Annotated in this window: 13 protein-coding genes; 3 read left to right on the plus strand and 10 right to left on the minus strand. The window is 71.2% G+C overall.

Annotation, left to right across the window (positions count from 1 at the left end; genetic code table 11):
- Positions 1-30: 30 nt before the first annotated feature.
- The 10 genes from ehuA to ACFWWU_RS35425 form a co-directional block, all read right to left on the minus strand.
- On the minus strand, positions 31-810 hold the full coding sequence (gene ehuA / locus ACFWWU_RS35380) for an ectoine/hydroxyectoine ABC transporter ATP-binding protein EhuA (protein ID WP_384152670.1): 780 nt from the start codon (positions 808-810) through the stop codon (positions 31-33).
- Positions 800-1,435 (minus strand): ectoine/hydroxyectoine ABC transporter permease subunit EhuD, encoded by a 636-nt coding sequence (gene ehuD, locus ACFWWU_RS35385; protein ID WP_384152673.1) that lies wholly within the window; start codon positions 1,433-1,435, stop codon positions 800-802. Before ehuD ends, ehuA begins: the two co-directional genes overlap by 11 nt.
- Positions 1,435-2,109 carry an ectoine/hydroxyectoine ABC transporter permease subunit EhuC gene (ehuC, locus tag ACFWWU_RS35390; RefSeq protein WP_384152676.1) on the minus strand — a complete coding sequence of 225 codons (675 nt, stop codon included), beginning with the start codon at positions 2,107-2,109 and terminating at the stop codon, positions 1,435-1,437. Before ehuC ends, ehuD begins: the two co-directional genes overlap by 1 nt.
- Positions 2,110-2,121: 12 nt before the next feature.
- Positions 2,122-3,057 carry an ectoine/hydroxyectoine ABC transporter substrate-binding protein EhuB gene (gene ehuB, locus ACFWWU_RS35395; RefSeq protein ID WP_384152679.1) on the minus strand — a complete coding sequence of 312 codons (936 nt, stop codon included), beginning with the start codon at positions 3,055-3,057 and terminating at the stop codon, positions 2,122-2,124.
- Positions 3,054-3,950, minus strand: coding sequence for an ectoine hydroxylase (gene thpD, locus ACFWWU_RS35400; RefSeq protein WP_384152682.1), 897 nt, complete (start codon positions 3,948-3,950; stop codon positions 3,054-3,056). The genes ehuB and thpD overlap by 4 nt, the downstream gene beginning before the upstream one ends.
- Positions 3,951-4,016: 66 nt before the next feature.
- A complete protein-coding gene (locus tag ACFWWU_RS35405; protein WP_384152685.1) occupies positions 4,017-4,436 on the minus strand; it encodes an ectoine synthase in 420 nt (139 codons plus the stop codon).
- A 63-nt stretch (positions 4,437-4,499) separates the two neighbouring features.
- The gene (gene ectB, locus ACFWWU_RS35410; protein WP_384152831.1) at positions 4,500-5,771 is read right to left on the minus strand and encodes a diaminobutyrate--2-oxoglutarate transaminase; all 1,272 of its coding nucleotides are present in this window, start codon (positions 5,769-5,771) and stop codon (positions 4,500-4,502) included.
- Between the two features lie 96 nt (positions 5,772-5,867).
- Positions 5,868-6,371 carry a diaminobutyrate acetyltransferase gene (gene ectA / locus ACFWWU_RS35415; protein WP_384152688.1) on the minus strand — a complete coding sequence of 168 codons (504 nt, stop codon included), beginning with the start codon at positions 6,369-6,371 and terminating at the stop codon, positions 5,868-5,870.
- Between the two features lie 341 nt (positions 6,372-6,712).
- The gene (locus tag ACFWWU_RS35420) at positions 6,713-7,516 is read right to left on the minus strand and encodes an endonuclease I family protein (protein ID WP_384152691.1); all 804 of its coding nucleotides are present in this window, start codon (positions 7,514-7,516) and stop codon (positions 6,713-6,715) included.
- A 282-nt stretch (positions 7,517-7,798) separates the two neighbouring features.
- Positions 7,799-8,263, minus strand: a complete 465-nt coding sequence (locus ACFWWU_RS35425) for an Lrp/AsnC family transcriptional regulator (protein WP_024757018.1) — start codon at positions 8,261-8,263, stop codon at positions 7,799-7,801.
- 119 nt (positions 8,264-8,382) lie between these two features.
- On the opposite strand from ACFWWU_RS35425, the gene ACFWWU_RS35430 reads away from it, so the two are divergent.
- The 3 genes from ACFWWU_RS35430 to ACFWWU_RS35440 all read left to right on the plus strand — a co-directional run bounded on the left by ACFWWU_RS35430 (position 8,383) and on the right by ACFWWU_RS35440 (position 13,073).
- Entirely contained in the window at positions 8,383-9,501 is a 1,119-nt protein-coding gene (locus ACFWWU_RS35430) for an asparaginase (RefSeq protein ID WP_384152694.1), read from the plus strand.
- 307 nt (positions 9,502-9,808) lie between these two features.
- A complete protein-coding gene (locus tag ACFWWU_RS35435) occupies positions 9,809-11,242 on the plus strand; it encodes an aspartate ammonia-lyase (protein ID WP_384152696.1) in 1,434 nt (477 codons plus the stop codon).
- Between the two features lie 187 nt (positions 11,243-11,429).
- Positions 11,430-13,073, plus strand: a complete 1,644-nt coding sequence (locus ACFWWU_RS35440; protein ID WP_384152699.1) for a GMC oxidoreductase — start codon at positions 11,430-11,432, stop codon at positions 13,071-13,073.
- The last annotated feature ends 62 nt before the right edge of the window (positions 13,074-13,135 follow it).

Here is a 13,135-nt window from a genome sequence, read left to right on the forward strand (position 1 = left end):
CGGCCCGGCGAGGCCGGGCCGCGCACTCCCTCAGCGGACCGAGCCGAGGAACGCGCGGGTGCGTTCCTCGGCGGGCGCGTCCAGGAGTTCGTCGGCCGGGCCCGACTCGACGATCCGGCCGCGGTCGAACATCAGGATCCGGTCCGAGACGTCCCGGGCGAAACCCATCTCGTGCGTCACGCACAGCAGGGTGATGTCGGTCCGGTGGGCGACGTCCCGCAGCACGTCGAGCACCTCCGCCACCAGCTCCGGGTCCAGCGCGGACGTCACCTCGTCCAGGAGCAGGATCTCGGGGCGCATCGCGAGCGCGCGGGCGATGGCCACCCGCTGCTGCTGACCGCCGGAGAGCCGGGTCGGCCGAGCGTCGACCTTGTCGGCGAGCCCCACCAGGTCGAGCAGCTCCCGGGCCCTGCGGCCGGCCTCCTCCCGGTCCTCCCCGAGCACGTGCACGGGGGCTTCGACCACGTTCTCGAGGACACTCATGTGCGGGAAGAGGTTGAACTGCTGGAACACCATGCCGATCCGCCGCCGCCGGGCGGCGAGGTGCCGTTCGCTCGCGGGCACCAGCTTCCCGGCTGATCCGCCCGGCATGTGGGAGAAGGGCAGCCCGTCCACGTGGATGACCCCGTCCGTCACCCGTTCCAGCGTCATGAGCAGCCGGAGGATCGTGGTCTTCCCGGAGCCGCTCGGGCCGATCAGCGTCACCCGCTCCCCGCGGGCGACCTCCAGGTCGAGGCCGTCGAGCACGGTGTGGTCGCCGTACCGCTTCGTGACCCGGTCGAAGCGGACCGCCAGGTCTTCAGTGGGCAAGGCGTGCCTCCAGTCGTCGTATCAGCACGGACGTCGGCCAGCTCGCGAGCAGGAACACCACGGCGGCCAGGGTGAAGCTCTCCAGATAGGCGAAGTGGGCGCTGCCGAACGAGTTCGCCTCGTGGACCATCTCGTGCACCGTGATCACGGACAGCAGCGGAGTCTCCTTGAACAGGGAGACCGCGTAGTTGCCCAGCGGGGGCAGCACGTTGCGGACGGCCTGCGGAAGCACCACCGCGCGCCACACCCGCCGGCGCGGCAGCGACAGGGCGGTACAGGCCTCCCACTGCCCCTTCGGTACGGCGTCGATGCCCGTCCGGTACACCTCGGAGAGGTACGTGGCGTAGTGCACGCCGAGGACCAGGACGCCCAGCGTCGGCGCGTCGAGCCCCGGGATCAGCACCCAGGCCGCGAACAACTGCACCAGGAGCGGAGTCGAGCGGACGAAGCCGGCCGCCCCGCGCACCGCGAGGGCCAGCCACGGCGGACCCGCGCGGCGCGCGAGGGCGAGCGCCAGCCCCAGGACCGCCGCGACGACGAAGGCCAGTACGGTCGCGACCAGGGTGACGGCGAATCCCTCGAGGACGGTCGGCAGAGCGGCCCGGGCGGCCTCCCCGTCCCACATCACACGACTCCTTCCTGCCCGGCGCGGGCCTTCGCCGCCCGCTCCAGGGCGTTCATGAGCAGGCTCAGCACGACGGCCATGCCGAAGTAGAGCCCCAGGAGCAGCAGGTACGAGGCGGCCGTCGAGCCCGTCGCCGAGCGCAACTGGTCGATCTGGAAAGTGAGATCCGGGACCGTGACCAGGGAGAGCAACGGCGTCGCCTTCAGCAGTTGGACGAGCAGGTTCTTGAACGGCGCGACCATCAGGGCGTGCGCCTGCGGCAGCACCACCCGCCGCAGCCGCAGCGCGGGCCCCATGGACAGCGCGATCGCCGCCTCGGTCTGGGCGCGGGGCACCGCGGCCACGGCGCCCCGCACCACCTCGGAGCCGTACGCCCCGAAGTTGAGCCCCAGCGCGAGCACGCCGCAGGCCAGCGGCTCCAGCCGGAAACCGAGCATCGGCAGCGCGAAGAACAGCCAGAACAGCTGCACGTACAGCGAGGTGCCCCGGAAGAACTCCACGACCAGCCGCGCCGCTCCGCGCACCGGCAGCCGCGCGGACCGGGACAGCAGGCCCAGCGCGTACGCGAGGATCAGGGCGAGTACGGCGCCGAGCACCGTGGCCTCCACCGTGACGAGCAGCCCATCGGCGAGCCGGGGCAGCGCCCGGCGGAGCTCGGGGAGGAAGTCAGCCATGCCGGCCGCCCCTCACCCGGCGCACAGGTCGGCGGTCCGCAGTGAACGGGGCGGCACCTCGCGCGTGGTGAAGCCGTAGCGCCCGACGAGCTCCACGAACCGGTCCGGAGCACCGGTGATCTTCCGGAGCTCGATGTCGAAGGCGTCCCGCAGCCCCTTCGCACCCGGCCGGAACACGGCTCCGCCCGCCCCGAGCTGCCGTACGCCGTCGACCACCGGGACGAACGGCTCGGCCACCTCCACCGCGGCGCCCCGGTTCGTCCGCGCCAGCCAGCGCAGGGAGATGGCGGTCAGCGCGAAGGCGTCGATCCGGCCGGCCAGGAGGGCGTCGAGACCGTCCTGCTGCTTGGCCAGCGTCTTCACGGAGCCCTCGGGGACGCCCGCCGCCGTGGCATAGGAGGCCTCCACCGCGGCGGACAGGACACCGACCGTGGCGCCCTTCGCCGCGCAGGAGGTGAGGTCCGTCACCCCCTTCGGGTTGCCCTTGCGGACCATCAGGGCGGTGGGCGAGACGAACTCCGGCTCGGAGAAGATCACCTTGGCGCAGCGCTCGGGCGTGATCGACATGCCCGCGCTCACCACGTCGAACCGGTCGGCGAGCAGCCCGGGTATCAGCGCCCCGAACTCGGTGAGCGTCGGGCGCAGTTCGCGCACGCCGAGGGCCGTGAAGATCTCGCGGTGGAGCGTCGGCGCCTCGCCGGCGAGCTCGGCGCCGTCCTGGAAGCCGTACGGCGCCTCCCCGGCGAACCCGACCCGTACGAAGCCCTGCTTCCGCAGTCTCGCCAGGAGCGCGCCGTCGTCCTCGGGCGCCCCGGTCCCGGCCTGGGTCCGGGTGCAGGCCGCCAGCAGCCCGGGCGTCAGGGCGAGTCCGCCGAGGAGCGCCGTTCTGCCGAGGAACCGACGGCGGTCGAGGGAGGGTCGGCCGTCCAGGGGCGCGGAACCGGTCATGACCGGTCCCCGCCGCGCGCGGCGATGAAGGAGGGCCGCCGGACCGGGGCGGCGAAGGGCGCCTCCGGCTGGTTCTCGACGCTGTTGAAGACGAGGAACACATTGCTCCGGGGGTACGGGGTGATGTTGTCGCCCGACCCGTGCAGGGCGTTGCAGTCGAACCAGGTCGCCGAGCCCGCCGGACCGGTGAAGTGGCGGATGCCGCAGGCGTCGGCGAAGGTGGTCAGCGCCTCGTGGGACGGCGTGCCCGCGTCCTGCATCTGCAGCGACTTCTTGTAGTTGTCCCGGGGCGTCGCGCCCGCGCAGCCCAGGAACGTGCGGTGCGAACCCGGCATGATCATCAGACTGCCGTTGGTGGTGTGGTTCGGGGTGAGCGCGATCGAGACCGAGACGGTCCGCATCCTCGGCAGGCCGTCCTCCGCGTGCCAGGTCTCGAAGTCGGAGTGCCAGTAGAAGCCGCTGGCGCCGAAGCCGGGCTTGACGTTGACCCGCGACTGGTGGACGTAGACGTCGGAGCCGAGGATCTGGCGGGCGCGCCCGACGACCCGCGGATCCTCGGCCAGCCGGCCGAAGACCTCGCTGATCCGGTGCACCTCGAAGACGGACCGGATCTCCTGGGAGCGCGGCTCGACGACGGCGCGTTCGTCCGCCCGCACGGCGGGGTCGGAGACGAGCCGCTCCAGCTCCGCCCGGAGCGCGTCGACCTCGTCCGGGGTGACGATCTCGTCCACCGTGACGAAGCCGTCGCGGTCGTACTCCTCCAGTTCACGGGCCCAGAACGGGCCCGCCGTGCCGGGCTCGGACCACACGACGGGGTCCTTGCGGCCGATCAGTTCCTCCTTGGGGCCGCGGGTGGGGTACAGGTCGACGGGACGGGTGGGTGCGGAGGCCATGAGGGAGCGTGCTTCCTTTCTCACAGGGTTCGTTTCTCGCAGGTTCGTTCGGTCTCGTGCCGTGGCTCAGGCGGCGTCCCCGACGGTCCCGTCGGGTTCGGTGAGCAGGGGGTAGACGCCGTTCTCGTCGTGGTCCTCGCGGCCCGTGACGGGCGGGTTGAAGACGCACAGGCAGCGGAAGTCCCGCTTGACCTTGAGGGTGTGGCGTTCGTGGCCGTCGAGCAGGTACATCGTTCCGGGCACGATCGTGTACGTGCGCCCTGTCTCGAGGTCGGTCAGTTCGGCCTCGCCGGCGGTGCAGACGACGGCTTCGACGTGGTGCGCGTACCACATGGAGGTCTCCGTGCCGGCGTACAGCACCGTCTCGTGGAGGGAGAAGCCGACCCGTTCGCGGGCCAGGACGATGCGCTTGCTCTCCCAGGTGCCGGAGGCGGCCCTCACGTGCCGCTCGGTGTTCTCCAGCTCGTCGAAGGTACGGACGATCATGGGGTGTCGCCTTTCGGATGCGTGCTGCCGGGGGATCGGGCGGCGTGGGTCAGGCGGTGTGGGTCAGGCGGTGTGGCGGACGGAGCGGGCCAGGATGCCGAGGCCTTCGTCGAGTTCGTCGTCCGTCGCGGTCAGCGGCGGCAGCAGCTTGACCACCTCGCCGCGCGGCCCGGAGGTCTCCACGAGTAGGCCGGTCTCGAAGGCACGGCGGCACACCTCCTCGGCGCGCTCCCCGTCGGCGAACTCCAGACCCCACACGAGTCCGCGGCCGCGGACCCCGAGGCCGGTGCGCCCGTCGTCGGCGCACAGGTCGAGGAGGGCGCGCTCGACCCGGTCCGCCCGGCTCAGCGTGCGCTCGCGCAGGGCGCCGTCGCGCCAGTAGGCGTCGAGGGCCGCCGAGGCGGTGACGAAGGCGGGGTTGTTGCCGCGGAAGGTGCCGTTGTGCTCGCCGGGCTGCCACACGTCGAGCTCGGGCCGGAAGAGGCAGAGGGCCATGGGCAGGCCGTAGCCGCTGATGGACTTGGACAGGGTGACGATGTCGGGCGTGATGCCCGCCTCCTCGAAGGAGAAGAAGTCGCCGGTGCGTCCGCAGCCCATCTGGATGTCGTCCGCGATGAGGAGCATGTCGTGCCGGCGGCAGAGGTCCGCGAGCGCGCGCAGCCACTCCGCCCGGGCGACGTTGATGCCGCCTTCTCCCTGGACCGTCTCGACGATCACGGCCGCCGGGTGGTCGAGACCGGAGCCGGCGTCGTCCAGGAGCCGCTCGAACCAGAGGAAGTCGGGGAGGTGCCCGTCGAGGTAGTCGTCGAACGGCATGCGGATGGCGTGGTTCAGCGGGACGCCGGCACCGGCGCGCTTGACGGCGTTGCCGGTGACGGCGAGCGAGCCGAGCGACATCCCGTGGAAGGCGTTGGTGAAGGACACGACCGTCTGGCGCCCGGTGACCTTCCGGGCCAGTTTCAGGGCGGCCTCCACGGCGTTGGTGCCGGTGGGGCCGGGGAACATCACCTTGTAGGGCAGGGCGCGGGGCGCCAGGACCGTCTCGTGGAAGGTCTCCAGGAAGTCGCGTTTGGCGGTCGTCGACATGTCGAGGCCGTGGGTGATGCCGTCGTCGGCGAGGTAGTCGAGGAGGGCCCGCTTGAGCGCGGGATTGTTGTGGCCGTAGTTCAGGGAGCCCGCACCGGCGAAGAAGTCGAGATACGGGCGCCCCTGCTCGTCGTACAGCCGGCTCCCGGTGGCGCGTTCGAAGACGACGGGCCAGGCGCGGCAGTAGCTGCGGACCTCCGATTCGAGGGTCTCGAAGACGGTGGGGGCGGCGATGTCGGTCGTGGCGATGTCGGTCAGGGTCACGAAGTTCTTCTCCAGAATGTGGTTCGGGGCGTGTCGGCGCGTCTCGGCGCTTCTCGGGGCGTGTCGCGTGGGGGCGACGGCTCAGGTCGCCGCGGGACCGATCGGGCCGATGCGGTACAGCACCTCGGAGTCGTGTCCCGCCGCCGGGAAGGCGGCCGACGGGAAGAGGACCTCCCGCGTCACGTCCGCGCCGTGCCGGCGCGCGTAGGACCGGAACAGCCGGTCGGACGCCACGTTCCCCGGGGTGACGGTCGCCTCGACCCGGTTGATGCCGTGCTCGGTCGCCACCCGTGCGGACAGGGAGTCGAGCAGTGTTCCGGCTACCCCGCCTCCGCGGTGCGAACCCTCGACGGCGATCTGCCAGACGAAGAGGGTCTCCGGTGCCTCGGGCCGCAGGTAGCCGGTGACGAAACCGATCGGGCGTCCGGAGGCGTCACGGGCGACGGAGGTCGTGTCGGCGAAGTCGCGGCACCACAGCAGATAGCTGTACGGCGAGTTGAGGTCCAGTTCCCCCGAACCGTGGGCGATCCGCCAGAGCTCGGCGCCGTCCTCGATCGTCGGGGGTGTCGTGAGGGCAGTGGTCATGGGCGCCGAAGCTACCTAGTGGATCTCGGAACTTCCTGGCCCGGCGGTCTTGTTCTGGATGCGGGAAGGTGATAGGTGCGCCGACGGTCGGTGTGGCGGGAATGCATGTTTCGGCCCACGGCAAACTGGGCCAGAAGGGGGCAAAGTCACCGTTTATAACGGATGGGTAACGTCTCTTGGCTGCCCCTAACGGGTGCGCGAAGAGCGTGAGAAGATCTGCGATTTCGCGTTTGAAGGCGCCGGGAGCGGTCAGGCGTAGGGGTCGACCGTCCTCGGGACATGGGAGAGCCGGGCCGGGGTTGGTGACCCCGGCCCGGCTCTGTTCGATCGGTTGCGCTCGTCTACCAGATCGCCTCGACCCACTCGGGGTGGTCGATGAACGGATTGCGGTTGCCCTGGTAGGTCCCGTGGATGAGGTCGTTGCGACGCTCCTCGAAGGCGCTCGGCGGGTCCTGCTCGTTCCACTGCTTCAGGATCGCGAGCCGGCCGTGGTACGGGACGCTGCCGTTGGACGTCGACTCGTTGGGCTCCAGGTCGGCCCAGGCGTCGTCGCCCTCGTAGCGGACGGCCATGTAGAGGATCATCCGGGCGACGTCGCCCTTGTCGGCGTTGCGCGGCTCGAAGGAGTTCGAGTCCGTGTAGCTGCCGGAGGCGCCGCTGACCGGGCTGCCGCCGGTGTCCCAGTCCTTGTTCCCGCGGGTGCTGTTGACCTGGACGTCGCACGCCCGCAGGTGGTGCAGGTCCGTGCCGGGTCCGGCCGAGGTGCCGAAGCTGCCGTGGGACTGCGCCCACACGTGCTCGCGGTTCCAGTTGCCCACGGCGCCGCCGTTGAGCGACTTGCTGCGCGAGAGGCCGCTGTACAGCAGGATCACGTTGTTCGTGTTGGCGGGATCCTGGTCGGTGACCTTCAGTGCGTTCCAGACGGCGTCGTACGAGATCTTCGTCTGGCTGCTGATGATGGTGTGCAGCGACGACTTGAGGCTCGCGCCGGTCTTGCCGACCGCGTTCTTGTAGTACGTCGTGTCGTACGCGGTGGTCGTGGCGCTGGCGGGAGTCGCGGTGACCGTGGGGAGCGTGACGCTGAACAGGGTGGCGGCGACGGCCGCTGCCCACACCTTCCATCTGGCGATCCGCACAACGGACATGGGGGGCCCTTTCCCGGGGACGGTACGCGCGGGGCGGCGGGGGCCGGCTCAAGGTCCCCGCTGTCTACGCGTGTTGACTTCGTGTCATCGGGAGGGTGACATACGTCAGGTACCTGTCATGTAACGGGGAGGAGGCTGTTCCGTGACGTTCTCGCATATGGAGAAACCGCACAGTGTCGAAGGCCGCCGTCGGTGACGTACCGGTCGTACCCGGACGAACATGGGTGTGCTCGGAGGTGCGCCCGGACGTACGTGGGTGTGCTCGGGGTTGCCCGGACGGCCTCAGGCGCCCCGGACGTCCACCGGCATCCCCTTCGGCTCCTTGATCCGCTTCATGATGATCTGGGAGTTGACCTCGGTGACCCCGGCCAGCGTCGTCAGCCGCTCGATCCACAACCGCTCGTACGCCGCGAGATCGGCCACCGCGATCCGCAGCAGACAGCCAGGGCTCCCGAAGAGCCGGTACGCCTCGATGACGTCCGGCACGTCCTGGAGCGCCTCCTCGAAGGCCTCCACCGTCTCGCGGTCCCGCCGTACCTCCACCGAGACGAGCACCTCGAAGCCCCGCCCCACCGCCTCGGGGTCGATGATCGCCCGGTAGCCCTGGATCACCCCGTCCTGCTCCAGCTGGCGGACCCGGCGCAGGCAGGGGGAGGGGCTGAGTCCGACCCGCTGGGCCAGCTCCTGGTTGCTCAGCCGGCCGTCGTTCTGGAGCTCGCGCAAGATATGGAGATCGATTCGGTCCATGGCGCAATTGTCTACCACGCCGAAACGATCCGGCAGCGGATTTCGCAATCGTCTTGCGCGCCTCCTGTCCTATCGTTGCGGCGCAGGGTGATTTCGGTACGGAGTGAAGGACGGCAGGCATGCAGCGGACGAACGACGGAGGACCGCGCCGGATCGTCGTCATCAGCACCGGCGGCACGATCGCCAGCCGCTGGCAGGGCACGGGCTACGCGGCCGACGCCTCCGGCAACGACGTCCTGGCCACCGCCCCCCTCCCCGAGGGCGTCACCGTCGAGGTCGTCGACCTGTTCAACGTCAACAGCTCGCGCATGACCTCGGCCCACCAGCTGGCCCTCCTGCGGACCGTTCACGAGACCTTCGCCGACCCCGGCGTCGACGGCATCGTGGTCACCCACGGCACCGACACCCTGGAGGAGACGGCCTTCCTCCTGGACCTCCACCACGCCGACGCCCGCCCGGTCGTCCTCACCGGCGCCCAGCGCCCCTTCGGCACGGGCGACGGCGACGGCCCCGGGAATCTGTACGACGCCCTCCAGGTCGCCGCCTCGGTCCGCGAGCTGGGCGTCCTCGTCGTCTTCGACGGACGTGTCCACGCGGCCCGCGGAACCGTCAAGACCCAGACCCTCGCCGCCGACGCCTTCTCCGACCCCTCCGCCGAGCGCCTCGGCCGCGTCGGGTTCTCCCGCGTCGACGTCGAGCGCCTCCCGGAGCGTCCCGCGCCGCTGCCGTTCCCCGACGCCGCCCTGACCGCGACTCCCGGTGCCACCGGTCCCGGCGCGACCCCGCTGCCGCGGGTCGACATCGTCACCCACCACGCCGACGGCGACCCGCTCTTCATCCAGGCGGCCGTGGCCGCCGGCGCCCGGGGACTCGTCCTCGAAGCGACCGGCGCGGGCAACGCCACCCCCGAGATCGCCGCCGCCGTCGCGGACGCGGTCGCCCAGGGCGTCCTCGTCGCCGTGAGCACCCGCGTCCCGTCCGGCCCGCTCGCCGAGATCTACACCGGCGGCGGAGCGGTCGACCTCGTCGCCGCCGGAGCGCTGCTCACCGGTACGCTCCGGGCCGCCCAGGCGCGCATCGCCGTCCTCGCCGCACTCCTCGCGGAGGGCGACGGCCCCACGGATCCCGCGCGCCGCACCGCTCTCCTGCGCCGCCTCCTGGAGGGACCGGTCCGCGCGGAGCCGGCCCTCGCCACCGGCAACTCCCGGTCGGCCTCGGCCGTCGCCACGCGCGCCTGACCCGGACGGCGCCCCCGGGACGACGCTCCGGCCGACGCACCAGTCGACCGACGCCGTCTCACGGCCCCTGACCGGGCCCCGAATCCCCGGCCCGCGGGCGGAGTGTTCCCCACCCTCCGCCCGCGAGCCGGCGCCAACTTCCGCGGTCGCCCGCCCGACCGCCTTCCCGCGCTCCCGCACGCACGGCCCGCGACCGCCCGCCGGGCCGCGGCGGAGCCGTGCCCACCCGCCCGTGCGCCGGTCACCTCCCGCTGCCCGCAGTCGCCCCCCCCGCACCCCGTGCCCCTTTCCCTCAAGGACGGCTCCCATGGTTCCCGCACCCGCCCCGCACTCCTCCTCCGTCCGCAGCGAGCACGACCTGCTCGGCGACCGGGACGTGCCGGCCGACGCCTACTGGGGCGTGCACACCCTGCGCGCCACCGAGAACTTCGCCATCACCGGCACGCCGATCTCCGTCTATCCCCTGCTGATCGACGCGCTCGCCGCAGTCAAGGAGGCCGCGGCCCGCGCCAACGAGGAGCTCGGCCTGCTCCCCGCCGACAAGGCCGACGCCATCGCCGGTGCCTGCCGCGAGATCCGGTCCGGACACCTCCACGACCAGTTCGTCGTCGACGTCGTCCAGGGCGGGGCCGGTACGTCGACCAACATGAACGCCAACGAGGTCGTGGCCAACCGCGCCCTGGAGCTCCTCGGCCACGCCAAGGGCGACTACGCCCGGCTCCACCCCAACGAGGACGTCAACCTCGGCCAGTCCACCAACGACGTCTACCCGACGGCCATCCGCATCGCGGCGATCGGCGCGGCCCGTGAGCTCCTGCTCGCGATGGCCGTGCTCCAGGACGCCTTCGCCGCCAAGGCCCTGGAGTTCCGCGAGGTCGTCAAGATGGGGCGGACCCAGCTCCAGGACGCGGTGCCCATGACCCTGGGGCAGGAGTTCTCCACGTACGCCGTGATGCTGGAGGAGGACCGCGGGCGCCTCGCCGAGGCGGTCGAGCTCATCCACGAGATCAACCTCGGCGCCACCGCCATCGGCACCGGGCTCAACGCCGCCCCCGGCTACGCGGAGACCGCCCGCCGCAACCTCGCCGGGCTGACCGGCCTGCCCCTCGTGACCTCCGTCAACCTCATCGAGGCCACCCAGGACTGCGGCGCCTTCGTCCAGCTCTCCGGGGTCCTCAAGCGCATCGCGGTCAAGCTCTCCAAGACCTGCAACGACCTGCGCCTGCTCTCCTCCGGGCCGCGCGCGGGCCTCGGCGAGATCAACCTGCCCGCGGTCCAGGCGGGTTCGAGCATCATGCCCGGCAAGGTGAACCCGGTGATCCCCGAGGTCGTCAACCAGGTCGCCTTCGAGGTGATCGGCAACGACATCACGATCACCATGGCCGCCGAGGGCGGACAGCTCCAGCTCAACGCCTTCGAGCCCGTCATCTTCCACGCCCTCTCGAAGAGTCTCCTCTCGCTCCGCGCCGCCTGCCTCACCCTTGCGGAGCGCTGCGTCAACGGCATCACGGCCAACACCGAGGCCCTCCGCGCCGCCGTGGAGAACTCCATCGGCCTCGCCACCGCCCTCAATCCGCACCTCGGCTACACCGCCGCCACGGCCATCGCCCAGGAGGCGCTGGCCACCGGCCGGGGCGTCGCCGAACTCACCCTGGAGAAGGGCCTGCTGCCCGCGCACCGACTCGCCGAACTGCTCACGCCCGAGCGGCTGACGGGCGCCCCGGGCCCCGCCGGGCTCTGACCCGGCGCGCCCCGGGGTGTTCGGTGCGCCCCCCCCCGGGGTGTTCGGTGCGACCCCCGGGGTGTCCGAAGGGAAGATCCGGAGGATTCGGAAGATCCGGACGTAAGTTACCCGTCGGTTTCTCGTGACTTCCCCGATTGTCGCCAGTAGAACATGTTCCCATTCACTCCCGAGTGAGGAACGTCACATGAGTGACCACCCCCTGTCCGCCAAGGGAATCGACGGGGTCAATCGCCGTCGATTCCTCGCGGGAACAGGTTCCCTTCTCGGCGCCGCCGCCCTCGTCGGTCACGCCGCCCCCGCCCGCGCGGAAACCCGCCTCGCCCACACCCCGATCCCCACCGGCGCCCACGTCCCGGCCCTCGTCGTCGGCACCGGCTACGGCGGCTCCGTCGCCGCCCTGCGCCTCGCCCGCGCGGGCGTCGACGTCCACATGGTCGAGATGGGCATGGCCTGGGACACCCCCGGCCCCGACGGAAAGATCTTCGCCAACACCACGAAGCCCGACTACCGCTCCTTCTGGCTGCGCAGCCGCACCAAGCAGCCCCTGAGCAACTTCCTCGGGTTCCCCCTCGACAAGGACGTCCCCCGCCACACCGGCATCCTCGACGCCGAGGACTTCGCCGGCATCACCGTCTACCAGGGCCGCGGCGTCGGCGGCGGCTCCCTCGTCAACGGCGGCATGGCCGTCACCCCGCGCCGGGAGAACTTCGCCGCGATCCTCCCGACCGTCGACGCGCAGGAGATGTACGCCACCTACTATCCGCGCGCCAACGCCGGACTGGGCGTCACGGCCGTGGACCAGGCCTGGTGGGAGAGCGCCTCCTGCTACCAGTACGCCCGCGTCGGGCGCAAGCACGCCCAGCGCTCCGGCTTCCCCTTCGTCTTCGTGCCGAACGTCTACGACTGGGAGTACATGAAGCAGGAGCTCGCGGGCTCCGTGCCGAGGTCGGCCCTCGACGGCGAGGTCATCTACGGGAACAACAACGGCAAGAAGACCCTCCAGAAGACGTATCTCGCCCAGGCGGCGGCCACGGGCCGGGTCACCGTCTCCGCGCTCCACAAGGTCACCTCCGTCACCCCGGCGCCCGGCGGCGGCTACACCGTCGCCATCGACCAGATCGACACCACCGGCGCCACGCTCGCGAGCAAGACCGTCACCGCCGACAAGGTCTTCTTCGCCGCCGGCAGCATCGGCACGAGCAAGCTCCTCACCCGGCTCAAGGCCACCGGCGCCCTGCCCGCGCTCAATGACCAGATCGGCAAGGGCTGGGGCGACAACGGCAACGTCATGTGCGGTCGCGCCAACCACATGTGGGACCCCACCGGCAAGCTCCAGTCGGCCATGCCCACCGCGGGCATCGACAACTGGGACGCGGGCGGCGCCTTCGCCGAGGTCGCCCCGCTGCCGACCGGCATCGAGACCTACGCCTCCTTCTACCTCTCCATCACGAAGACCCCCCACCGCGCCGAGTTCACCTGGAACCCGGCCACCGGCAAGGTCGACCTCTCCTGGCAGCAGGCCTGGAAACAGACCTCCATCGACGCGGCGAAGACGATCTTCGACAAGATCAACGCCAAGGAGGGCACGATCTACCGCACCGACCTCTTCGGTATGTACAAGATCTGGGGCGACCACCTCACCTACCACCCGCTCGGCGGCGCGGTCCTGGGCAAGGCCACCGACAACCACGGCCGGCTCCACGGCTACCAGGGCCTGTACGTCATCGACGGCGCGCTGATCCCCGGCAACGCGAGCGTCAACCCGTTCGTCACCATCACGGCCCTCGCCGAACGCAACATCGAACGGATCGTCGCCGAGGACTTCTGACCGGGGAACGCAAGAACGGCGGAACGGGGAGGGCCGGCCGGTGATCCCGGCCGGCCCCCTCC

The sequence above is a fragment of the Streptomyces sp. NPDC058650 genome (assembly GCF_042717315.1).
GTDB lineage: Bacteria > Actinomycetota > Actinomycetes > Streptomycetales > Streptomycetaceae > Streptomyces.

What these genes read in the sequence shown, in the direction of transcription:
- ACFWWU_RS35440 (WP_384152699.1), top strand. Translation starts at nt 11,430, where the DNA reads ATGAGTGACCACCCCCTGTCCGCCAAGGGAATCGACGGGGTCAATCGC.
- ACFWWU_RS35430 (WP_384152694.1), top strand. Translation starts at nt 8,383, where the DNA reads ATGCAGCGGACGAACGACGGAGGACCGCGCCGGATCGTCGTCATCAGC.
- thpD (WP_384152682.1), bottom strand. Translation starts at nt 3,950, where the DNA reads ATGGCCTCCGCACCCACCCGTCCCGTCGACCTGTACCCCACCCGCGGC.
- ehuC (WP_384152676.1), bottom strand. Translation starts at nt 2,109, where the DNA reads ATGGCTGACTTCCTCCCCGAGCTCCGCCGGGCGCTGCCCCGGCTCGCC.
- ehuD (WP_384152673.1), bottom strand. Translation starts at nt 1,435, where the DNA reads ATGTGGGACGGGGAGGCCGCCCGGGCCGCTCTGCCGACCGTCCTCGAG.
- ACFWWU_RS35425 (WP_024757018.1), bottom strand. Translation starts at nt 8,263, where the DNA reads ATGGACCGAATCGATCTCCATATCTTGCGCGAGCTCCAGAACGACGGC.
- ACFWWU_RS35435 (WP_384152696.1), top strand. Translation starts at nt 9,809, where the DNA reads ATGGTTCCCGCACCCGCCCCGCACTCCTCCTCCGTCCGCAGCGAGCAC.
- ACFWWU_RS35405 (WP_384152685.1), bottom strand. Translation starts at nt 4,436, where the DNA reads ATGATCGTCCGTACCTTCGACGAGCTGGAGAACACCGAGCGGCACGTG.
- ehuB (WP_384152679.1), bottom strand. Translation starts at nt 3,057, where the DNA reads ATGACCGGTTCCGCGCCCCTGGACGGCCGACCCTCCCTCGACCGCCGT.
- ectA (WP_384152688.1), bottom strand. Translation starts at nt 6,371, where the DNA reads ATGACCACTGCCCTCACGACACCCCCGACGATCGAGGACGGCGCCGAG.
- ACFWWU_RS35420 (WP_384152691.1), bottom strand. Translation starts at nt 7,516, where the DNA reads ATGTCCGTTGTGCGGATCGCCAGATGGAAGGTGTGGGCAGCGGCCGTC.